Here is a 23,211-nt window from a genome sequence, read left to right on the forward strand (position 1 = left end):
ATCTATCGTTTGATATCAAGAATGAAGTCGCGGGCGATCTGTCGCGCTCTAGCGTCTGCACCAAGAATCATCTCTAGCGAATCTGCAGAAGCTGAAGGCAATGCACTTAGAGTGCCCTCCACTACCTCTGCAATCTTCAGGTAAGGCAAGCCTGCATCCAAAAAAGCTGCGACAGCGATTTCATTAGCGGCATTTAAGACAGCAGGTGCAGTACCCCCTGCTTTTGCAGCTGCGAAAGCCAAGCTCAAACAAGGAAATTGAGAGAAATTGGGCTCCGAGAAACTTAAGCCGGATAACTGCGTTAGGTTTAATTGAGCTACTCCAGCATCAATTCGCTCGGGCCATGCTAATCCATAAGCAATAGGCGTACGCATATCAGGCTGACCCATTTGCGCCAGTACAGAACCATCTCGGTAGCGCACCATCGAGTGAACTACGCTCTGCGGATGAATCAAGACCTTGATTTTTTCTAGCGGCAATCCAAATAACCAAAATGCCTCGATCACTTCAAGGCCTTTGTTCATCATCGTTGCGGAATCAACCGAAATCTTTCTACCCATCACCCAGTTGGGATGTGCGCAGGCCTGCTCAGGAGTGATGTCCGCCAAATCTGAAATTGACCGATCTCTGAACGGCCCACCAGAAGCAGTTAGCCAAAGTTCCTCAACCCCCAAATGGTGTGATGGCGTCTTAGTAAATTGGGCTGGTAAACATTGAAAAATAGCATTGTGTTCACTATCGATCGGTAAGAGCTCACCACCCCCAAGCTTCATGGCCTGCATAAATAAATTGCCCGACATAACTAAGGCTTCTTTATTGGCCAGCAATACACGCTTACCCGCCTTTGCTGCCGCAAGGGTTGGAACGAGACCTGCCGCCCCTACAATGGCAGCCATTACTGTATCGCACCCAGATTCGGTCACAGCGCTTACCAAAGCTTCGGGCCCATAAAGCACTTGAGTAGAAATCGGTTTATCTTGCAGGAGACGACTTAATTGAGCTGCGCCATCGGCGTCAGATACTACGGCAATAGCAGGCTTGAACTCGATGCATTGTTCAGCTAAACGCTCAATCTGTTTTGCAGCGGTCAGCGCTACCACTTTGAAACGATCTGGATATGCACGAATCACATCGAGGGTGTTTACACCAATCGATCCCGTAGAACCTAAGATGGCAACTTGTCTTACCGACATTAAATCAATCCAGCAAGTAATGCTGCTATGGGCATGGTCGGAATGAGCGCGTCAACACGATCCAAAACCCCGCCGTGCCCTGGCAATAAATGGCTACTGTCTTTGACGCCAGCCAAGCGCTTGAACTGAGACTCAAACAAATCACCGAAGACGCTAAATGCTACTAATACCGTCACCATCAAAAACATGGGCACCCAGCCAAAGCGAATAGCCCACGCACCAAATAATGTATCGCCAAGCGGTAAATACACTACACACAAAAATGTATATAGGTAGCAAAGTGCTAGGCCCCCTACCGCGCCTTCAATCGATTTTCCTGGGCTAATTTGTACAGCAAGTTTATGTTTACCAAACGCCTTGCCAACAAAATAGGCGCCGATATCGGCAATCCAGACTAGGGCCATACTGCTTAATAAAAAGACTAAACCTAGCTCGCGCAAGAAGACTAATGCGAACCACGTTGCTGGAAGAACGATCAAGCCCAGGATGCCGTAAAAAGATTTCAATTTTTGGAAAGAAAGATTCATCCCCTTCGCCAAAATGAATGGCGCTACGAAGAACCAAAATAAAACCGCAATAATCAGCAATGAGAATTGCCAAGAGATTGCTTGCATACCCAATAAAAATAAAATAATCGTCAAGCAAAAAACGGCGTAAAGCCAAGCCGCTTTCTTGGCTTCTGGGGCGATCATGCGACTCCATTCCCAAGAGGCAGCTACTAGTGCAACGAGAAAGAAAGCGCCCAGATAAAACGGAGGCAATAAAAATAAGATGGGCAATAGAACTGCCATCAGAATGGTGGCAGTAATGATTCGGGTTTTTAGCATGGGGGGATCAGGAGAATTTAGACTGCGTCACTCATGGACTCAGATGCCAGCTGGGCGCTAGTACGTCCAAAACGGCGCTCACGCTGACTAAACCAAGCAAACGCTTTATGAAGCTCTGCCTCGTCAAAGTCAGGCCAGAGCGTATCAGTGAAATACAGCTCGGTATACGCCAGTTGCCACAGCAAGAAGTTACTGACCCGCTGCTCACCACCAGTGCGAATAAAAAGATCAGGCTCAGGTGCATAGGCCATCGACAAATGGGGCTGAAGTAATTCCTCGGAAACTTGCTCTGGCTTTAAGCCAGGATTAGCGGCCAAACATCGGCTCATCGCCTGCAAAATATCCCAGCGTCCACCATAGTTAGCGGCGATAGTAAAAGTCAGACTCTTACAGCCAGCAGTCTTTTCTTCGGAGAATTGCACCATCTCCTGAATTGTAGAGTCAAAGCGACTCAAGTCGCCGATGAGGCGAAGGGAGATGTCGTTTTCAGCAAGACGAGAGACTTCACTTTTTAATGACTTCAAAAATAATTTCATTAAAAAACCCACCTCTTCTGGTGGGCGGCGCCAGTTCTCAGAACTAAACGCAAATACGGTGAGGTACTCCACACCAAGACGACGACACTCTTGCACAATCTTTCGGACAGCACCCAACCCTTCAGAGTGGCCCGCTACTCGCGGCATGAAACGCTTGCTGGCCCAGCGTCCGTTGCCATCCATGATGATGGCGACATGGCGCGGTATCGCGCTTACCTCTGGAACGGCTAAGGTAGAGCTAGCGTGCTGAGTCATTGATGGCGATAAATAAAAAGAATCTGACGACTAAACCGTCATGATCTCTTTTTCTTTTTCTGTCACGATCTTATCGATGTCTACGACTGCACGATCGGTCATCTTCTGAATCTCATCAGTTGCACGACGCTCTTCATCCTCAGAAATTTCCTTGTCTTTGGTGAGGCGTTTTAAGTGCTCATTCGCATCGCGACGTAAATTACGCACGGCAATCTTCGTATCTTCACCTTCGTTTCTGACGACCTTCGTCAAATCGCGACGACGCTCTTCAGTTAAGGCGGGCATTGGTACGCGAATAACTGTACCTTGCGATGCGGGATTGAGGCCTAAATCAGAATCCCGAATGGCCTTCTCGATTGCGCCAACCATCGTCTTTTCAAACGGCTGAACGTTAATGGTTCTAGCATCGGCCAGACCTAAGCTAGCCACTTGGCTTAGCGGTGTTGGATTGCCGTAGTAGTCCACCTGGATATGCTCCAAAATTCCAGGATTAGCACGACCAGAGCGAATCTTCGCTAAATTGGCCTTCAAAGCCTCAAGAGACTTCTGCATCTTTTGATCGGTAGTAGTTTTAATTTCTGTTGCGGACATCAAGCCTCCTATTAAACGTGTACTAAAGTGCCTTCAGATTCGCCCTGAACCACACGCATCAGAGCGCCTGGCTTGAGAATCGAAAACACTTTAATGGGTAATTTGCGGTCACGGCACAACGCAAATGCAGTGGCATCCATGACCTGTAAGTTTTTGATGATGGCCTCATCAAATGTAATGGTTTTGTACAAAGTAGCTGTTGGGTCTTTCATAGGGTCAGCGCTATAAATGCCATCCACCTTGGTGGCCTTCAGCATAATCTCCACGCCCATCTCCGCACCACGCAAAGCGGCAGCCGTATCGGTTGTAAAGAAAGGGTTGCCTGTGCCAGCAGCAAAGATCACTACCTTACCCTCACCCAAAGCACGAATCGCTCGAGGACGAATGTAAGGCTCAACAACTTGATCCATTCTTAATGCAGACTGAACACGGGCCTCAACGCCTTTTTGACGTAATGCATCTTGCAGCGCCAGAGAATTCATCATGGTGGCGAGCATTCCCATGTAATCGGCAGTTGCGCGATCCATACCGGCCGCACCACCTGCTACACCGCGGAAAATATTGCCACCGCCAATCACAATCGCCAACTGAACACCGCTGCTCACTACCTCGGCAATTTCCGTCACCATGGAATCAATAGTGACTGGATTGATGCCAAAAGCATCATCCCCCATCAGGGCTTCACCAGAGAGTTTTAAGAGAACACGCTTGTAGGCTGGCATCGTTTTATTTTCCGTAATTAGCTGAGCAATTTGCTTGCTTAGCTTATTGATCTTTAAGTACTTTTTAATATCTTGCTCGAATTATAAAGGGCTTGGCACGGATCAAACAAAAGGGCACAGAAACCGAGATTCCCGTGCCCTTTTGAGGATTACAGCCTTACTGGGTGAACCCAGCAATATTGGACCTAATTAAGCGCCTTTGGCAGCAGCTACCTGAGCAGCAACTTCTGCCGCAAAGTCGTCTTGACGCTTCTCAATACCCTCACCCACAACAAACATGGTGAAACCCTTGATTGTGGTGTTTGCAGCCTTGAGCATTTGTTCAACAGATTGCTTATCGTTTTTAACGAAAGTTTGGTTCAACAAAGACACCTCTTTGAGGTACTTCTGAATAGAACCTTCAACCATCTTCTCAACGATTTCTGGTGGCTTACCAGATTCAGCAGCCTTTTGAACTGCAACACTTCGCTCAACAGCAATAGCTTCAGCAGGAACATCGGCCATCGACAGAGCTACTGGCTTCATTGCAGCAATATGCATTGCTACGTCTTTAGCTGCAGTCTCATCGCCTTCGAACTCCACCATCACGCCGATACGAGTACCGTGGAGGTAAGAGACCAACTTATTACTACCAGCGAAACGCTTAAAGCGACGCGGCATGATGTTCTCGCCGATCTTACCGATCAAGGCGCTACGAACTTCATCCACTGTTTGACCATTCATTGGCAATGCGAGTAATGCAGCAACGTCAGCTGGATTCTTTTCAGAAATCAGATTTGCACAAGCTTGTGTAAACGCCAAGAAATCATCATTTTTTGAAACGAAGTCAGTTTCGCAGTTCACTTCAAGCAAAGTGCCTGTGGTGCCATTGATTGCTGAAGCAACGATGCCTTCCGCAGTAACGCGGGATGCCGCCTTACCCGCTTTGCTACCGAGCTTGACGCGCAGAATTTCTTCTGCACGCGCCATGTCGCCATCAGCCTCAGTCAATGCTTTTTTGCACTCCATCATCGGAGCATCAGTTTTGGCGCGTAACTCACCAACCATTGCAGCGGTAATAGCGGCCATTATTCAGCTTTCCCTTCTTCAACAAACTCTTCTTCGCCTTCTTTAACGGCAGTCAAGATTTCTTGAACAGAGTTTGATTTACCTTCGAGGATTGCATCAGCAATGCCACGAGCGTAGAGAAGAACAGCTTTACTGGAGTCATCATTACCAGGGATGATGTAATCAACACCGTCTGGTGAGTGGTTGGTATCCACTACAGCGATAACTGGAATGCCTAATTTGTTCGCTTCAGTAATCGCAATCTTGTGGTAACCAACGTCCACTACGAAAATCGCATCAGGAACGCCGTTCAAATCTTGAATACCCCCAAGTGCTTTTTGCAACTTGTCGAGATCGCGATCGTTAGTCAATGCTTCTTTCTTCGAAAGCTTGTCCCAATCGCCGGCTTCTTTAGCAACTGCCATGTCCTTCAAACGCTTGAGGGAACCTTTGACAGTTTTAAAGTTCGTGAGCGTGCCGCCCAACCAACGACTGTCGATGTAAGGCATACCAGCACGAGCAGCTTCTTCAGCAATGATCTCGCGTGATTGACGCTTTGTACCAACGAAAAGGATGGTTCCACGATTAGCAGCAATTTGTTTTGCAAATTTCAGGGCATCCTGAAACATTGGCAATGTTTTTTCCAAATTGATAATGTGAATTTTGTTGCGATGGCCGAAAATATAAGGGGCCATTCTTGGGGACCAGAAACGGGTTTGGTGACCAAAATGGCAACCGGCTTCCAGCATTTGACGCATAGTTACTGACATAACTTCTCCTAAGGGTTATTTTCTAAGATTGAGTCCTAGCTGCGCTAAAAAGCGCCACCCTGGAAGGCTCAACCCGCGATTTCAGTTCAAAATTGATCTGAGAACGAAATTATAGCTTAAATATCAATGGTCTAGCTGGCTTCCCCCGTCTCCAAGACGAGAGAGTTGACCCCTAAAGAGCGCTGATCAGGTCAGATAATGGGGGTAGCGCCTAAAAATTAGGCAATTAGAATAAGCTAAAACTCGCCAAGTCGTTGATAATCAAGGCATGAATAGTGTATTTACCGCCGAAAAAGACATCCAAGGGATGCGCGAAGCTGGCCGCTTAGCTAGTGAAGTGATTGATCATGTGACGCCCCACGTCAAACCCGGCGTCAGTACAGCTGAGCTGGACCGCATTTGCCATGAATATATGCGCGATGTCCAAAAAACGATCCCAGCCCCGCTGAACTACCAGCCACCAGGCTACCCACCCTTTCCTGCATCGATCTGCACCTCAGTCAATGATGTGATCTGTCACGGCATTCCTGGTGAAAAGATTCTCAAAACAGGTGATGTCGTAAATCTCGATATCACCGTAATCACTCCCCACGGTTACTACGGCGATACCAGCCGCATGTTTATGGTGGGCGAAGTTTCAGTATTGGCCAAGCGTCTCACTCAAATTACTTTTGAGTGCATGTGGCTTGGCATTGCCCAAGTCAAACCGGGTGCATCACTTGGCGATATTGGCCATGTCATCCAGACTCATGCTGAAAATGCAGGCTACTCTGTCGTACGTGAATATTGTGGCCATGGCATTGGCAAAGTCTTCCATCAAGATCCACAAATTCTTCACTATGGTCGCCCTGGCACTGGTGAAAAATTACAAGAAGGTATGACCTTCACAATTGAGCCCATGATTAACGCAGGTAAACGCGATATTCGGACCATGCCTGATCAATGGACCGTCAAGACCAAAGATCGTAGCTTGTCTGCTCAATGGGAACACACGCTTTTAGTAACCGCTACCGGCGTTGAAGTACTCACTTGGTCTGAGGGTAGCAATCCAATTCCTGATTGCGTTAAAGGCCTCTCATTTAGACCAAGCTTAGCTAACGCTTAAACATCCACATCCCAATGACTCGATCTACCTCAGGGTCTAAGCCTATTGCGGATATTGCTAGCTTACGAGCTGCACGTGAATTGGTTTATGCCGATTTTCGAGAACATCAAGTTGTTGGGCGATTAACCAAGCAATTGAGCAAACTCAGTGATGAACTTCTCATTAGCTTATGGAATTCATGCGACTTAAATTCTGATGCCGCTCTAGTAGCTGTAGGTGGATTCGGTAGAGGAGCCCTGCTTCCCTACTCCGATATTGATATCTTGATTCTGCTACCAGCAGATAAGCAATACTTTGAAGAAGTACTAGCCAGCAAGATTGAAAAGTTTGTAGCGCAATGCTGGGATACTGGCCTAGAGATCGGCTCGTCAGTCAGAACAGTAGCTGAGTGTGTGTCAGAGGCAGAGCAAGACATCACTGTTCGCACTTCCCTACTCGAATCCAGACTGATCTGCGGCGCAAAATCACTCTTCAAGGAATTTGAAGCTACTTATGAGGAGACTTTAGATCCAAAGTCATTTTTCCAAGCGAAATTAGCAGAACAAATTCAGCGCCACCACAAATATCAAGACACGCCCTATTCATTAGAGCCAAACTGTAAAGAAAGTCCAGGAGGCTTACGTGACTTGCAGGTCATTTCCTGGGTTAGCAAAGCAGCTCACCTAGGCAACACCTTTAAAGATCTCAGTCTTGCAGGCCTGGTTACTTCACGTGAATTGACCGAGCTCAATCGCAATCAACGTTTTTTAGAAACACTGCGTGCCAACTTACATCTACTAGCTAAGCGCAGACAAGATGTTTTGGTATTTGACTTGCAAGCACCCCTTGCTCAAGCCATGGGCATCACAGAAGATTCCTCTAGACTGGCAAGTGAAGCGGTGATGCGTCGTTATTATTGGGCTGCCAAAGCGGTTAGCCAATTAAATGATGTTTTACTACAAAACATTGAGGCCCTACTTTTTCCTCAAGAATCTAAGACTACTCATGCCATAGCTGGCGAGGGTAATGAGTGCTTTATTGAGCGTCAGGGTGTCCTTGACATTACCGACCCTCAGTTATTTCAGAAGCATCCGGAACAAATCCTGCGAACCTTCTTAGTTTTTGCGCAAACAGCGAATGTCAAGAGCTTATCGGCAACGATCTTTAGGGCTTTGTATAACGCCCGTCAGAAGATGGACAGCAAATGGCGCAAAGATCCGGTAAACCGAGCACTCTTTATTGAGATTCTGAAAGAGCCCGAAGGCGTCAGTCGCGCCTTCCAGCTCATGAATCGCACCAGCGTTCTGGGACGTTACCTCCCCGCCTTCAGAAGAATTGTTGGTCAGATGCAGCATGACCTGTTTCACGTTTATACGGTAGATCAACACATCTTGATGGTGCTGCGTAATGTACGACGCTTTACCGTGGTTGAGCATACCCATGAATTTCCATTCTGCAGCAGTCTGATTGCCCATTTTGAGAAACCTTGGCTTTTGGTGATTGCTGCACTTTTTCATGACATTGCTAAGGGACGTGGTGGAGATCACTCCGAGTTGGGCAAGGCAGATGTCCGTCAGTTTGCAAAGGATCATGGCTTAGACAAAGCAGATACCGAGCTACTCATCTGGTTGGTAGCAGAACACTTGAACATGAGCCAAGTTGCCCAGAAGCAAGATATTACCGATCCAGAAGTAGTACAAGCATTTGCAAACAAGGTGGGGGATGAGCGTCATTTGACAGCGCTTTACCTACTCACTGTTGCTGATGTACGGGGTACTAGTCCTAAAGTTTGGAATGCCTGGAAAGGCAAGCTATTAGAGGATCTCTATCGAGTAACTTTACGAGTACTGGGCGGTGCAAAACCAGACGCCTCTTCCGAGCTTGCACAGCATCAAGAAGAATCCCGTGCCAAGCTCAGGCTTTACGGTATTGAAGATTCCGCCTACGAGAACCTCTGGAAACAATTGGATGTTGCCTTCTTCTTACGCCAAGATGCCGCTGATATTGCTTGGCTTACCAGGCATTTATTTAACAAGGTAGATAGTGCCACTCCAGTGGTACGCGCTAGGCTCTCTCCAGTTGGCGAGGGATTACAAATTGCGGTCTATGTTAAAGACCAAGAAGACCTCTTCGCCAGAATTTGTGCTTACTTTGAGCGCCACGGCTTCTCAATTTGGGATGCCCGTATTCATACGACAAAGCATGGCTATGCGTTGGATACCTTCCAGATCTCCGGTAGTAATTTAGTAGATGAAGGCGGGAGTTATCGAGATCTCATTCAGCTAGTTGAGTATGAGCTCACTGCAGCACTGCAAAACAATGATCCTCTGCCATCACCCAGCATGGGTAGGCTCTCAAGGCAGTCACGCACTTTCCCCATTCAGCCACGCGTACATATGACACCTGATGAGCGCGGACATTACTATGCACTCTCCCTTTCAGCAAGTGATCGCACTGGCTTGCTGTATGCCATCTCCAGAATATTAGCCAAGCATCAAGTATCTCTGCATACCGCCCGTATTAATACATTGGGAGAACGAGTAGAAGACGTGTTCCTGTTGGATGCTGCCAACCTCAGTAAGAACCCAAAACTGCAAATCTTGCTTGAGACAGATTTGCTTGAGGCGCTAGGGGCTTAAGCTCAAAACTAAAATTTTTGAAAATCCCTTAGATTTTCCAGGCCAACTCGTTCTGTATCAGCTTTTTGACACTTTTCTCACACAAAGAACGAACCCGTTGACGCTCAGCCTTAAGCCAGCCGAGGGCAAACAATAAAGTTTGATCACCCTCAGTCAAGCCTTCAATTCGAGTAATGGATACACAAATATCATTGAATAATCCAAAATGATCGAGTGTGTTTGAGATAGATTTTAAAAATGTGCAGTATTGATTTTTATCACAATAATCTCTAAAGAACTCGAGCGAATAACGAATGAATTTCATTTTTTTTCGTAAGGTATGAACTTCTTCATCCTCTAATACGGCAAATCTCGGTACGCGATCAGCTACAAAATAAAAATTGTTATTAAGTAACTTCACTGCAGTCTTTTTAATTGTCGCGGAATTCTCTAGAGCGTCTTCTCCATCGGCAGCCTCGATAATCTGAGAGGTAGCAAGTGACATCAACTCAATCAATAGAATCTGAAATTCCACATTGCGGGTGATATGAGATGGATTGGGTAAATCTGAAATGGCACCAAGCTTGATCTCCGGACCCCCTAAAGATAGGAGAATGGGATTTAAGACGCCAGTCAAATAATCACTGTCGCGATACTTGCCAAGCGCATCAAAAGCTTTTTTGAATACTTCTAAATTTTCTTCACTGAGAAAAATTCCGTGTCTTGCCAAATACTTCAATAGCACCTTCAGGCGTCTTAGACCAATCCGTAACTGGTGAAGGTATTCAGGAGAGTTAACGGCTTCAGAATTCAGAACACTTTGATTTGGTAGCACCTGACTCAGGCAGGATTGAACCAGTAAATGGATAGCCGCCCTATTTCCATGTATCTTTTTAAGGGAGACTGACTTCGCTCGCACTGGGGGGCTAGCCCGAAGATTACGCGCTAACAAATAACCCTGCTCAGATTTGCTGCGCGTATCAATGTAAGCCCCATAGCGCTTAATCATATTTTGCGCATGCAGGAGAACATGATTAGGAGACCCTTCCTTTAACTCAATCTCCAATTCCTGAACAACTGTCTTAGTCACGCCAGTGGGCTGATTTACCTGAATAAACCCTAAATCCAAAGCGTACTCAACCAAACCTTGAGGGGTTCTGACTAAAGCTTTTCGTCTCCACACATCAGTTTGATAAGCGATCTGCAAGTTCTGAGTTTGTAATTTAGGAAGGAATTTCTTTAAAAGGTAACCAGCCTCATGGGTTTGGTGAAGCGCTATATCCCACTGTGGAATCGCACTACCCACTATCTTTAAAACAACATTGTGCTCAAGTCGCTCTAGGGGATTTGGTGTAGAGACCTTTAGGGTTTGAATCCACTGCCTTCCTTCTTTCCGTAGACGTAAAGCAATGCCTGCTTGAGTCAGCAAAAAATCAGGGGTGTCAATATAGATAGCCTGTAAATGCTGCCTACGAGCTCCGCCCTTTGAGATAATCAACTTTTCAATAGCCGCAAGCTTACTGTCGGGAAAGAGAAGCTTCACCTCGAATTCACTGCTATTGATCTGCATGATTTAATTGAGAGGATACAGTGGAAGTGGGAGTGGGAGTAGAAGCGGGAACTGAAAAAATGTTTCTTAATTCAAGAAGGTAAATTTTGATGCTCTTTTTGTCAAGATATCATGCCACTCTTTCATATCAAATGAAAACTGAATTAAAGAACATGTCGACAGTGAGATCGGCTCCCCTGCAATGTATGATGCCAAGCCCATCAAACTAGGATTGTGACCAACGATCATGAACTGATCGATCTTTTTTGAAACCGAAGAGATGACCTTTAGCAAGCCCATTACTTCAGCTGCATAGAGAGAGTCATTAACCACTAAATGCGAATGCGAAATTTTTAGCCCCTTGGCGAGAATTTGCGCTGTAGTGATTGCGCGAACAGCCGGGCTTGTCATGATGAGCTCAAAATCAAAGCCTTTTTTAGACAACTTGCTAGTAAGCTTACGAATATCTTTAAGCCCCCTTTCAGACAGAGATCGATCTATATCTGGAATCAAAATTCCTCCAGGCGCAGCTTTTGCGTGACGCAGTAGGAATAATGATTTTGAGGCCATACCCAGATTATCCGCCCAATATTCGATAAAAACGCCATAGCTTTAAGATGTGTTGTTTATCTTATATCAGCCCCCCCCTAAAGCTAGAGTGGGTTGCTATTTACAGCATATTTAAACGCTGATCCAGCCTTAAACTTAACAGACCTACTTGCCCCAATCATCACAGTAGCGCCAGTCACTGGATTTCGGCCCATTCTCGCACTGCGCTCGGTCGAGGCAAAAGACCCTAAACCAATGATCTGAACGACATCATCACTAGAAACGGCGCCTATGACTTGGCTGATGAAAGAACTGACAACTCGCTCAGCCGCAAGCGTGGAAATATCCGCCCCTGATGCTATGTGGCTTATTAACTCTACTTTGTTCATTTGTGTATTTTTCAATTAATTCATGCCCATAAAAAATAACATAGGAAGATGACAAAAAATGATGTTTTGCATCACTCAATTGTCATAATTAAATGACAGAATTGGAGAAATCCCAAGCTCCATAAACCCAAGGAGTATCCAGATGCAGTATCAAATCATCCCACTAGAAATTGGCTCTATCGTCGATAGAGAAGTATTCCAAAACGGCAATATGGAAATTAAATGTGGACTGGTTTGGAAGCTGGGTTCAGTCATGACGGATTACAAGCCTAATTTTTTAAAAAACTATGACCCAGATATTGGCGTCTGCATTGAGGACATCAAGGGTGCTAGCATCAGCGAGACTTACAACGGCGAAAAAGTAATCTATTTTTCACAAACTGTACCTGAAGCGATGGAAGAAGAGCTCACTGATATCTTCTACGGTATCTCAAGAAAATTTTCCGGTCCATATCAAGACGTTTTTCAAGATTTAGAATGGAAATTGGTTCGATCAGAATCGTTTATCTTTGGACATTTAGAGGTAAAAGAAATCAAAGATCCTTATTTGTCTTACAAATAATTCCTCGCTTATATTTTCATACACCCATCTCTGCTTCAATAAATTCACATACCGGCGGAGTAAATGGCACTGGATGCCCAGAACCCGATACTTCAAGCGTATGAAGGCGAGGAATTACTTTTTTGGCCTCTTGAACCCGCTGCTGAGTGCATATTTTTGATTTTTCTCCATAGATAAGCCCAACTCGGCCTTTGTAATCTTCCAAAGCTTCGTGGAAGTTCATACCCCAGACATCAGCGCGGTAAGAAAGATCAAAGTGACCAGGAAGCTGGACATCGGAAATGGCCCTCTCATCCACCTTAAGATCCTTAGCCAACTGTCGAACCTCTCTAAATCCCAGCTCATTCTTCATGGATTTATACAGTGCGTATAGGGATGTCCAATTTACGGTCAAGGCAATATCGTTCAGAATAATTTCGTCAATCTTTTTTCCAAATATTTGCGTTAAGTACATCGCCAGAACCCCACCCATGCTAGTTCCAAGAATGGTTAACTTCGGCCTCACCAGATCATTGGCCAAGATAATGCTACGAATCAGTTGGCTGATATCAGCAAGATAGAGTGACATCTTATAAATGCCTGCATCATCAAGGTGGTCAGACTCCCCCCTGCCAGAAAAGTCAATGCTAATGACTTTGCAGTTTGAGAATTTCATAAAGTAATGATGAATGACTAAAAATGTGTTTTTAGTTTCTAGCAATCCAGGCAAACATAACAAGACATTTTGCGCATCCATATCACCTGAAATGGTGTAGGCAATCTTTCGAGTTTTGCCATCATCCTGAATCTCCAGATAATGCGTTTCGGGAGGGGCGCTAACTACCTCCTTAAGTGCTAATGGAGTTTTGATTATGACGGCGTCAGGAGGCGGCAGCATCAAAGGAGATCGCAAGTTAGCGACATCGCGATCACTTTCGCTAGATGTCGGGGTTTCTTGAGAAGACACACCAGGCGACTGGTGCTGCCCGAGTACAGCAGCCTTAATACGCAGCAACAGATCAATAAAATTGCTTTTCATTCGACTATATCTATCTATGAATATTGGGGCCATCGACCCATCAAAATCACTGTATAGAGTCTTGATGACAGTAATAATTCAATAGCATCAGATATAGAATGGATAGGCACAACCGTTGGCGGGGCCTCTTGCGGCTCCGAGTTTAGACCACACTCTGTAGTTTATCTATTGTGCGTCTAAGGCGTGTATTGGTAATTTTCTCGAATGGCACCCAGGCTTTCTCCATAGCCTCCATAGAATCACCCTCCTTCAACATCTCTAATAAGAATAAGAGGTCAATATGGAGATGCTTATCCTCACCTTTTTTAGGATTGGCGGGAATCTCATGTAAATCAATATCGATAGGCTCGGAGTGCTCAACAAGAGTTCTGCAAGTTACTCCCGTCTCTTCAAAAACCTCACGAATTGCGGCTTCAATGGGGGTCTCACCCTCATCGATATGCCCGCCAGGTTGGAACCACCGCTTTAAGTGGGGATGAAAAATAAGTAGAGCCTTCCCATCCTTGATCACCAAGCCACTTGCTGTGATGTGACCAGCCTTAGTGGAGCGTGAGTAAGGGTCATCTGAAGAAAGTACCTGGTCACAAGTGCATTTGAATGGCGAGTGAGTCGCCGCACCAGAGATCTGGTCAATGATGTTCATGGAGATATTCCAAAATCGCTTAAAAGATAATGTCAGCGTAAGGCCAATTATGGCGTAAGAAACAAGCTACTTCAATAACTCCATCATGGCTGCTTCATCAATTACTTGGATGCCTAGCTGTTCAGCTTTAGTGAGTTTACTTCCAGCATCTGTACCAGCAACAACATAGTCGGTTTTCTTGGAGACGGAGCCGGCTACTTTAGCGCCTGCTTTTTCAAGCAGATCTTTGGCTTCATCCCTTGTCATGGTCGGGAATGTGCCTGTTAGTACGAACGTTTTACCTGCAACTGCTGCGCTGATCACCTTTTCTTCTACGGAGAGTTGCATCCCCGAGACTAAGAGTTGCTCAATCACTTCTCGGTTATGGGCTTCTTCCATAAAGCTCGTAATAGAGTCTGCCACTACTGGGCCAACATCTTTTACTGTTAGCAAGTCTTCTAAATTTGCATCCATCAGGGCATACATAGATCGATAGTGATTTGCCAAATCCTTGGCGGTAGTCTCGCCCACATGACGAATACCCAATGCAAAGATAAATCTGGCTAAGGTGGTATTTCTGGATTGATTGATTGCTGCAATCAAATTGTCGGCTGACTTCTCGCCCATACGCTCCAGATTGGCTATTGCGGTAAAGCCAAGACGATAGAGGTCAGCTGGCGTTCTGACGAGATTGTGATCGACTAACTGATCCACGATCTTCTCGCCCAAACCTTCAATATCTAAGGCTCTTCTGTGGGCAAAATGTATTAATGCCTGTTTGCGCTGCGCTCCGCAAAATAGCCCACCACTACAACGGGCAATCGCTTCATCCGCCAAGCGCTCAATATGTGAATCGCATACCGGACAATGTGTTGGCATGACGAATTCTGTTGCATTGGCTGGTCTACGCTCTTTCAGCACCGCAACTACTTCCGGAATGACATCCCCTGCCCTTCTGACTGAAACGGTATCGCCGATGCGAACATCTTTACGCTTGACTTCATCCTCATTGTGTAGAGTAGCGTTGGTCACGGTAACGCCACCCACTTCCACAGGAGCAAGTCTTGCAACTGGAGTAATAGCGCCAGTGCGCCCTACTTGCACATCAATTCCGAGAACGGTAGTTAAGGCTTCTTGTGCTGGGAACTTATGGGCTAAAGCAAAGCGTGGGGCTCTGGATACATACCCTAGCTTGGCTTGCTCCGCAAAGGAGTTAACCTTATAGACCACACCATCAATGTCATATGGCAATGAGTCTCGCTTTGTGCCAACCTCATTATAGAAAGCCAATATCTCTTCTACGGATTTGAGAACACGGCGCTCTGTGCAAACTGGCAAGCCTAGCTTTACATAGGCGTTGAGAAGCTGTTCATGGGTTTTTGGTAACCAAGATTGAGGCTCTAGTACGCCTAAGCCATAAGAGAAGAATGAGAGCGGTCTCTTGGCGGTGATCTTTGAATCCAGTTGACGCAAACTACCTGCAGCAGCATTGCGAGGGTTAGCGAATTCTTTCTCGCCTTTGGCTGCAGCTTGCTCATTCATTTTTTGGAAGTCTTTGAGATACATAAAGACTTCCCCGCGCACTTCCAAGACCTCAGGAATATCATCCCCAGAGAGCTTGAGTGGAATAGCCCGAATGGTTTTGATATTGGCAGTGACATCTTCACCACTAGCGCCATCACCACGCGTAGCTGCTCTGACTAAAGAACCATGCTCATAACGAAGTGAGATCGCTAAGCCATCAAATTTGAGTTCGCCCGCGTAATCTACTTGGTCGACATGCAGGCCCTCACGACAACGACGATCAAATGCAATCAGCTCGACGTCTTCAAAGGCATTATTCAAAGAAAGCATCGGCACTGCATGAGTGACCGAATTAAACTCCTTGAGAGCAGCACCGCCCACTCTTTGCGATAGTGAATCAGCAGTTACCCACTCAGGATGTTCAGCCTCAATGTCGAGTAACTCGCGATAGAGGCGGTCATACTCGCTATCAGGAACGATGGGGTTATCGAGCACATAGTAGGCATGCTCTAGGCGTGCCAATTCGACTTGTAAGAATGCGTAGCGATCCGCTAAATTTGTCGGACTAGAGAACGACAAAGCGATTCCTTAACTAAAGAGTCTGCTGGCGGTAGAGGAGCCAGCAGGAACACCACTCTTCTCAAGATTGGCATACAAACCATCGAGATGCTGGCGAATGCTAATCACAGCAGCCTCAGTCAGATTAATGCCGTTGTCATCTACTAGGCGGCCATGGGCAGCTTGGGCAATCTCAATACCTTCACCCAGCATGCGTTCAAAAGCACGCTCTTCATGAGAGACCAAGGGCACCTCGAGCAATAAGGTCACTTGTTTCACGGGTGCATTCGGATCAATTTCTGCGCTAGTGAAGATCAGCGTGCCATTACTAAAAAACTCATAGGCACGGCCATTACGAGATAACCTAAAACCCCTCTTACGCATTAAGGCATCAAAGTTAGCACCAGGACACGCCTCATCAAAGAGAACATTAATACTCAACTGAATATCACTCTCAGCAGCCATCGCATCTAACTCTTTAGCGCTCTCAAGCATGGTGTTCACGCTAGGCATATCAATCTGTGAACCGAGAGTTTCGGCAAGCGCTTGTGCGCGAGAACAAAAATCGGACAGCTCTAAAACACCAATTGGGCCTCGACGGCTTGCTAACTGAATCGCTAGCTGCAGTTCTGAATAAGACGATTCTGGGCGTAGCACTTCCCAATTTTCAGCGACATCAACGTCTGCATTTAAGCCTTCACACATCCACCGCACTGTTGTAGTCGCAGGAACATCACCCCAAGTATTCATTTCTTCTAAGATTTCAGCGCCGCTGATACCCTCATCAAACCGAAGCGTAATCACGCAGTCAATTCTTGGGTCAATAGAGAAACTTTCTGGAGCAGAGGCTGACGAGAGAATTGTCTGACCAAAAGACGGTTCGGATCGATCTTCCGCTTCGGCAAAGCCTTGGGCAAAAGAGGGTTCTTTTGCAAAACGATCATCTAAAGAGTATTCACTGGCAGCTTTTGCATTGCGACGTGCACGAGCGTACTTGATATTGAGGATGAATACCGCAATCAAAATCAGTAGGCCAATGACAGCCAAAGCGAACTGCAAGTCAGACAAACCCAATGCTGTCATGATTTGCTCTAGATCCACTTAAACTGCCTCCACCATGGATACCGCGGAAGAAATATCTACTGCTACGATGCGAGATACACCCTGCTCTTGCATGGTGACACCAATCAATTGATGAGCGATTTCCATAGTGATTTTGTTATGTGAGATGAACACAAACTGCGTCTTACTAGACATTTTGGCAACCATCTGCGCATAACGCAAGGTGTTCGCATCATCCAATGGTGCATCGACCTCGTCCAGCAAGCAAAATGGCGCAGGATTGAGGAGAAATAAGGAGAAGACCAGAGCAATTGCGGTCAAGGCTTTTTCGCCACCAGAAAGCAAATAGATCGAGCTATTCTTCTTGCCTGGAGGCTGCGCCATCACCTGTACGCCAGCATCCAAGATCTCTTCGCCCGTCATCACTAATTCGGCATGACCGCCACCAAAGAGCTCGGGGAATAACTTACCAAAATGCATATTGACTTGGTCGAAGGTACCCTGCAAGAGATCACGAGTTTCCGCATCAATCTTAGCAATCGCATCCGTCAAAGTCTGCATCGCTTCGTTCAAGTCAGCAGATTGTGCATCCAAAAATTGCTTGCGTTCGCGTGAACTTGAGAGCTCATCTAAGGCGGCCATATTCACAGGGCCTAAAGACTGGATCTCCGAGTTGAGGCGATTTACTTCAGTTTGCAAAGCGCCTACTTTGAGGTCTGGACTAAAGTTTGCTTCCAGGGCAATTAAGTCAGCTTCTGCGTCTAACAGCAAAGTTGCGAATTGCTCAAAGTTCAAACGGGCAGCTTGTTCACGCAATTGCAAATCCACTACCTTGTCACGCATAGGCTGAAGACTGCGCTCGATTTGCATCCGCACTTCATCGGCTTCGCGCAATTGATGCAATAGCGCATCTTGCTCGGTACGTGCATTAGCTAGAGCTGCCTCGCGGGCACTACGAGCCAGCAACAATCCTTGTAATTTATCTTGGGCCTCTTCATCACTCAGTGTTTCAAGCTCTTGCTCTGAGGTGGCCTGCTTGTCCTGAATCTCCATGATCTGTACACGGGCAGTGCTTTGATCACGCTGCAAATCCGCAATGCGCTGCTGCAGGGAGCGGGTTGCAAAAGCCGCCTCTTGGGCAGACATTTCAGATGAGCGCACAGCTTCGCGGAGACGATCACGCTCTTGGGTCGCTAGCTCGAGTTTTTCTTGTGCAATCGCTAAATTCTCTTGAAGACCTTGCTTAGATTCCTCTGACTGAGCAAACTCTTCAGACGATTGCTCTTGAGTTTGAGTTAATTGTTCCATTTGCTGGCGCAACTCACTTAACTCACTCTGAATTTGTTCAGCGCGCTGACTGTACTTTTCTTCAGCTTGAGTTAGCTGCATTCTTTCTACTTCAAAACCGTGTACTTCTTGCACTGCTTGCTCGGCATGAACGCGGGTTTGCTCAGCAACTTGATGCGCGGCTTGGTAATTAGCGGCGCATTGATCCAATTCACCCTGCAATTCGCTCTGGATCAGTTTTTGTGCACGCAATTGCTTCTCGAGACCTTCCATCTCTTGAGCGCGCGCCAGCATACCGGCCTGCTCTGAGTCTGGTGCGTACAACTGCACACCTACACGGCTGACTAAGTGGCCTTGCTGTGTCACAAAAGCACCTCCAGCGGGTAGCTTCTCGCGGCGATGCAAGGCATCTTCCAAGCTATTGGCGATGTAAATGTTATCCAACCACTCTTGCAATACAGCAGCAACGCGCGGTGCACCTGCGCTTTGTACGCGGGTCAACAAAGGAATGAAATCTGCTGGTACAGCAGTATGCGCAGGAGAAATATCCTCAGTTAATAAAATGGCTAAGCGACTTGGGGGTGCGTCATTTGCTAAAGCTAAAGCTTCTTGAACACTCTTGGCTGTAACTGCAGCTAAGCGCTCGCGCAACACAGACTCCAAAGCAGCTTCCCAACCGCTTTCTACTTTGAGTTCCTGCCATAAACGCTTGCTTTCTTTTAAGCCCTTGCTCTCAAGCCATGGACCAATCTTGCCTTGCGCTTGAACGCTGACCTGTAACGCTGTCAACGCTGTCAACTTAGCTTCGGTTTGAGCCAAGTCTTGATTAGCAGTTTGAATTTGTTGTTGTGCAGTGTGACGCGCTTCATCAGCAGCCGGCACGCGTATTTGCGCCTCGCTTGCTTTTTGTCTCGCTTCGTCCACCTTGCGCTGCGCCATCGCATGGCGATCAATCGCTGTTTGCAATGCTTCTGCGTCTGGTCTACGCATACCTGCAAGCTCAGCCTCAAGACGGGTATCGCGCCCTTTGAGTTCTTCTACTTGGGTTGTAATTGCTTTAACGCGCTCGCCCAAACTGGCTAAGCGCTGATCAATTGTGGCTAAGTTCTCGCGGGCATCATTGAGTTCGCGTGCATGAACTTGATAAGCCTCTTCGCGGGCTGGCATTTGCTCTTGCAAACCAGATAAATCGATTATTAGCGTTTGCTCTTTTTCTGCCGCTAAGCTGAGTTCTTGCTCTGCAGTACGCTGCGCTTGTGCGGCATCAGTTTCTTGAACGGTCCAACGTTGTAGTTGAGCTTGCAAATCTTGAGACTGTTGTTGCAAACGCTGGCGTGCTTCCTGCACGTAACGAATTTGTGACTCTACTTGACTGACGTCTGCATTGGTTTGGTACAAATCACCTTGCGCTTGAGAAACCTTGTCTTGTAATGCGTACTGTTCGGTACGCATTGTTTCCAGCTCGGCTTCTGCATGACGCATTTTTGCCGTCTGCTCCTCTAGGCTGACTTGAGTGTCACGAATACCGTTGGCATGACGCTCTTGCTCTTTGCCAGCCTCAGTCTGGCGGACAAACCAGAGCAACTGTTGTTGTGACTTCATTGAGGTGGAGAGTTCAGCATGACGCTCAGCTACCGTCGCCTGCTTCTCCAAGCGAGTGACCTGCTGATCAAGCTCGCGCAGAATATCCTCAACGCGAACCAAATTCTCTTTAGTATCTTCAAGACGGGAAGCGGTTTCTTTACGACGCTCTTTATATTTAGAGACACCCGCAGCTTCTTCAAGGAAGACACGCAACTCTTCTGGCTTGGCTTCTAAGATGCGATTGATAGTGCCCTGTCCAATAATGGCGTAGCCTCTTGGACCCATACCCGTGCCCAAGAAAATGTCTTGAATGTCTTTACGACGAACCACTTGGTTATTCACGTAATAACTCGAATTACCATCACGTGTCAAAACACGTTTGATACCTAGTTCTGTAAAAGCACTCCATTGACCTTGAGCGCGTCCTTCTGAGTTATCAAAGATGAGTTCCACACTGGCGCGACCAGAAGGTTTGCGCAAACCAGAGCCATTAAAAATCACGTCTTGCATCGATTCACCACGCAACTCACTGGCGCGAGATTCACCCAAAACCCAGCGTACAGCGTCAATAATGTTCGATTTTCCGCAACCGTTAGGACCCACAACACCGATCAATTGACCTGGCATTTCAAAATGGGTGGGATCGACGAAGGACTTAAAGCCGGAAAGTTTGATGGATTTCAGTTGCACGGCGTACTTTGTAGTGAAAAAAGGGGTTCAAATAAGGGGTAAAAATTATTACTAAAGTGGGAAGATGATAGCAAGCTTGGGGCTTCCCGCACGGGTTTTTGCCCCACCGATATAATGATTAATCTACATCCAGGGTTAAAACCCCTTAACAATCTGATAGTTAACTGAAAAGCATGAGCCAATCACCACAAAGCATCATTGAACAAGCCTGGGAAAACCGCGCAAACCTGTCTCCAGAGGCTGTTTCTGGGGAAATTCGTAACGCGGTAAACGCGGTCCTCGAGGGCCTTAATACCGGCAGCATTCGCGTGGCTGAGCGCCAAAGCGTTGGTAAATGGGAAGTCAATCAATGGGTTAAAAAGGCAGTTTTGCTGTCTTTTCGCCTGGAAGACAATAAGCCGATGGGTGCTGGTGGGTATACCCAGTTTTATGACAAGGTCCCAAGCAAGTTTGAGAACTACACCGCAGAAGACTTCGCCAATGGCGGTTTCCGCGTAGTTCCCCCTGCAATTGCTCGTAGAGGCTCATTTATCGGCAAAAATGCCGTTTTAATGCCTTCCTACGTCAATATCGGTGCTTATGTTGGTGAAGGCACCATGGTCGACACTTGGGCAACAGTAGGCTCTTGTGCCCAAATTGGTAAAAATGTTCATCTCTCCGGTGGCGTTGGCATTGGTGGTGTCTTAGAGCCAATTCAAGCCGGCCCAGTGATTATTGAAGACAACTGCTTTATCGGTGCTCGCTCTGAGGTAGTTGAAGGCGTAGTGATTGAAGAAAACGCTGTTCTTTCTATGGGCGTATACATTGGTCAAAGCACCAAAATCTACGACCGTGAAACCGGTGAGATTCATTATGGGCGTGTACCAGCAGGCTCTGTTGTAGTACCAGGCTCCCTTCCCTCTGCTTGCGGTAAATACAGTCTGTACGCTGCGATCATTGTGAAGAAGGTAGATGCTCAAACCAGAGCAAAAACTGCCATTAACGAACTCCTACGTGATTAAGTTTTAAGGCTAAATACATGAGCGCTACCCTCGAGTTAACTGAAGCCCTTATCGCCTGTCGTTCGGTAACACCGGCGGATGGCGGTTGTCAGGACCTCATTGCCAAACGCCTTCAGGCGATTGGCTTTCATACCGAGAGCGTGATTAGTGGTCCTGAGAATTTTCAGGTCACTAACCTTTGGGCAATCAAAAAGGGTACAGCTGGCGATCAGGGCGAATTACTCATGTTTGCTGGTCACACCGACGTTGTGCCAACAGGCCCGCTGGAAAAGTGGACCAGCGATCCGTTTACTCCCACGATTCGGGACGGCATGCTTTACGGTCGCGGTGCTGCGGATATGAAAACCTCTCTAGCAGGATTTGTTGTAGCTACAGAAGAGTTTGTCATCACCCACCCAAATCACAAAGGTTCTATCGCTTTTTTGATTACCAGCGATGAAGAAGGTCCCGCAAATGATGGCACCGTCATCATGTGCGAGCGCTTGCAAAAACAAGGCCAACGTTTGGACTATTGCGTGATTGGTGAGCCTACTTCCGTAGATCAACTCGGTGACATGATTAAGAATGGCCGCCGCGGCTCGCTCTCAGGAAAGCTTCGGGTTAAAGGGATTCAGGCGCATATTGCCTACCCCCATCTTGGCAAAAATCCGATCCACCTTTCAGCACCAGCAATACAGTCGCTGGTGGAGACTGAGTGGGATAAAGGCAATCAGTATTTTCAACCTACAAGCTTTCAGATCTCCAACATTCATGCAGGCACTGGCGCGAATAATGTTATTCCTGGTGAGTTGGCAGTGGATTTCAACTTCCGTTTTTCTACCGAGAGCAAGCCAGAAGAATTGCGCAGCCGCCTAGAGGCCATCTTGACTTCTGCCGGACTGGACTTTGAGATTGATTGGGTCTTAGGCGGCAGTCCATTTATTACTGGCGATGGTGCTCTTGCTAATGCTTTGCGCAAATCTATCAAAGCAGAAACGAATATCGATACTGAGCTCTCCACAACCGGCGGTACTAGTGATGGCCGTTTCATCGCAAAAATTTGCAAAGAGGTGGTGGAATTTGGTCCACTCAATGCTACGAGTCACAAAATTGATGAGTGTGTGATTGTGGATGATGTGGTTCCGCTCAAGAATATCTTCCGCAAGACTCTAGAACAATTAATTGCCTAAAGCC

Annotated in this window: 20 protein-coding genes; 5 read left to right on the top strand and 15 right to left on the bottom strand. The window is 46.8% G+C overall.

Features of this window, described 5'->3' with window-relative positions; all coding sequences use genetic code 11:
* Positions 1-2: 2 nt before the first annotated feature.
* The 7 genes from ispC to rpsB form a co-directional block, all read right to left on the bottom strand.
* Positions 3-1,193, bottom strand: coding sequence for a 1-deoxy-D-xylulose-5-phosphate reductoisomerase (ispC, locus tag DN92_RS07285; protein WP_173960612.1), 1,191 nt, complete (start codon positions 1,191-1,193; stop codon positions 3-5).
* Complete coding sequence (locus DN92_RS07290; protein ID WP_173960613.1) at positions 1,193-2,020, bottom strand: phosphatidate cytidylyltransferase; 828 nt, start codon at positions 2,018-2,020, stop codon at positions 1,193-1,195. The genes ispC and DN92_RS07290 overlap by 1 nt, the downstream gene beginning before the upstream one ends.
* 17 nt (positions 2,021-2,037) lie before the next feature.
* A complete protein-coding gene (gene uppS, locus DN92_RS07295; RefSeq protein ID WP_173960614.1) occupies positions 2,038-2,811 on the bottom strand; it encodes a polyprenyl diphosphate synthase in 774 nt (257 codons plus the stop codon).
* Between the two features lie 30 nt (positions 2,812-2,841).
* Entirely contained in the window at positions 2,842-3,402 is a 561-nt protein-coding gene (gene frr, locus DN92_RS07300) for a ribosome recycling factor (RefSeq protein ID WP_173960615.1), read from the bottom strand.
* A gap of 11 nt (positions 3,403-3,413) precedes the next feature.
* A complete protein-coding gene (gene pyrH, locus DN92_RS07305; RefSeq protein ID WP_173960616.1) occupies positions 3,414-4,124 on the bottom strand; it encodes a UMP kinase in 711 nt (236 codons plus the stop codon).
* Positions 4,125-4,313: 189 nt separating this feature from the next.
* Complete coding sequence (gene tsf, locus DN92_RS07310) at positions 4,314-5,192, bottom strand: translation elongation factor Ts (protein WP_046330462.1); 879 nt, start codon at positions 5,190-5,192, stop codon at positions 4,314-4,316.
* A complete protein-coding gene (rpsB, locus tag DN92_RS07315; protein ID WP_173960617.1) occupies positions 5,192-5,941 on the bottom strand; it encodes a 30S ribosomal protein S2 in 750 nt (249 codons plus the stop codon). Before rpsB ends, tsf begins: the two co-directional genes overlap by 1 nt.
* A 268-nt stretch (positions 5,942-6,209) precedes the next feature.
* Here rpsB and map point away from each other — a divergent pair, with 268 nt between their 5' ends.
* Together map and DN92_RS07325 are read left to right on the top strand one after the other, a co-directional pair.
* Positions 6,210-7,046, top strand: coding sequence for a type I methionyl aminopeptidase (gene map, locus DN92_RS07320; RefSeq protein ID WP_173960618.1), 837 nt, complete (start codon positions 6,210-6,212; stop codon positions 7,044-7,046).
* Positions 7,047-7,060: 14 nt separating this feature from the next.
* Positions 7,061-9,664: a [protein-PII] uridylyltransferase gene (locus tag DN92_RS07325; RefSeq protein WP_173960619.1), complete on the top strand. Its 2,604-nt coding sequence runs from the start codon at positions 7,061-7,063 to the stop codon at positions 9,662-9,664.
* A 28-nt stretch (positions 9,665-9,692) separates the two neighbouring features.
* On the opposite strand, the gene DN92_RS07330 is transcribed toward DN92_RS07325, so the two are convergent.
* The 3 genes from DN92_RS07330 to DN92_RS07340 all read right to left on the bottom strand — a co-directional run bounded on the left by DN92_RS07330 (position 9,693) and on the right by DN92_RS07340 (position 12,130).
* Positions 9,693-11,213 carry a CYTH and CHAD domain-containing protein gene (locus tag DN92_RS07330; protein ID WP_173960620.1) on the bottom strand — a complete coding sequence of 507 codons (1,521 nt, stop codon included), beginning with the start codon at positions 11,211-11,213 and terminating at the stop codon, positions 9,693-9,695.
* 66 nt (positions 11,214-11,279) lie between these two features.
* The gene (locus DN92_RS07335) at positions 11,280-11,762 is read right to left on the bottom strand and encodes a SixA phosphatase family protein (RefSeq protein ID WP_173960621.1); all 483 of its coding nucleotides are present in this window, start codon (positions 11,760-11,762) and stop codon (positions 11,280-11,282) included.
* Between the two features lie 83 nt (positions 11,763-11,845).
* The gene (locus tag DN92_RS07340) at positions 11,846-12,130 is read right to left on the bottom strand and encodes an HU family DNA-binding protein (protein WP_173960622.1); all 285 of its coding nucleotides are present in this window, start codon (positions 12,128-12,130) and stop codon (positions 11,846-11,848) included.
* Between the two features lie 142 nt (positions 12,131-12,272).
* On the opposite strand from DN92_RS07340, the gene DN92_RS07345 reads away from it, so the two are divergent.
* On the top strand, positions 12,273-12,692 hold the full coding sequence (locus DN92_RS07345) for a hypothetical protein (protein WP_173960623.1): 420 nt from the start codon (positions 12,273-12,275) through the stop codon (positions 12,690-12,692).
* A gap of 16 nt (positions 12,693-12,708) precedes the next feature.
* Here the strand turns inward: DN92_RS07345 and DN92_RS07350 are convergent, their stop codons facing one another.
* From DN92_RS07350 to smc, 5 genes are all read right to left on the bottom strand, one after another.
* Complete coding sequence (locus DN92_RS07350; protein WP_173960624.1) at positions 12,709-13,710, bottom strand: alpha/beta fold hydrolase; 1,002 nt, start codon at positions 13,708-13,710, stop codon at positions 12,709-12,711.
* A gap of 142 nt (positions 13,711-13,852) precedes the next feature.
* Positions 13,853-14,353, bottom strand: coding sequence for an NUDIX hydrolase (locus DN92_RS07355; RefSeq protein ID WP_173960625.1), 501 nt, complete (start codon positions 14,351-14,353; stop codon positions 13,853-13,855).
* 66 nt (positions 14,354-14,419) lie between these two features.
* The gene (gene ligA / locus DN92_RS07360) at positions 14,420-16,435 is read right to left on the bottom strand and encodes an NAD-dependent DNA ligase LigA (protein ID WP_173960626.1); all 2,016 of its coding nucleotides are present in this window, start codon (positions 16,433-16,435) and stop codon (positions 14,420-14,422) included.
* A gap of 9 nt (positions 16,436-16,444) precedes the next feature.
* Complete coding sequence (locus tag DN92_RS07365) at positions 16,445-17,497, bottom strand: cell division protein ZipA C-terminal FtsZ-binding domain-containing protein (protein ID WP_173960627.1); 1,053 nt, start codon at positions 17,495-17,497, stop codon at positions 16,445-16,447.
* 18 nt (positions 17,498-17,515) lie between these two features.
* Positions 17,516-21,037 carry a chromosome segregation protein SMC gene (gene smc, locus DN92_RS07370; RefSeq protein WP_173960628.1) on the bottom strand — a complete coding sequence of 1,174 codons (3,522 nt, stop codon included), beginning with the start codon at positions 21,035-21,037 and terminating at the stop codon, positions 17,516-17,518.
* A gap of 173 nt (positions 21,038-21,210) precedes the next feature.
* Here smc and dapD point away from each other — a divergent pair, with 173 nt between their 5' ends.
* Both dapD and dapE read left to right on the top strand, forming a co-directional pair.
* A complete protein-coding gene (gene dapD, locus DN92_RS07375) occupies positions 21,211-22,038 on the top strand; it encodes a 2,3,4,5-tetrahydropyridine-2,6-dicarboxylate N-succinyltransferase (protein ID WP_173960629.1) in 828 nt (275 codons plus the stop codon).
* A 17-nt stretch (positions 22,039-22,055) separates the two neighbouring features.
* Entirely contained in the window at positions 22,056-23,207 is a 1,152-nt protein-coding gene (dapE, locus tag DN92_RS07380) for a succinyl-diaminopimelate desuccinylase (RefSeq protein WP_173960630.1), read from the top strand.
* The last annotated feature ends 4 nt before the right edge of the window (positions 23,208-23,211 follow it).

Source organism: Polynucleobacter arcticus (assembly GCF_013307205.1).
In the GTDB taxonomy this organism is placed as follows: domain Bacteria; phylum Pseudomonadota; class Gammaproteobacteria; order Burkholderiales; family Burkholderiaceae; genus Polynucleobacter; species Polynucleobacter arcticus.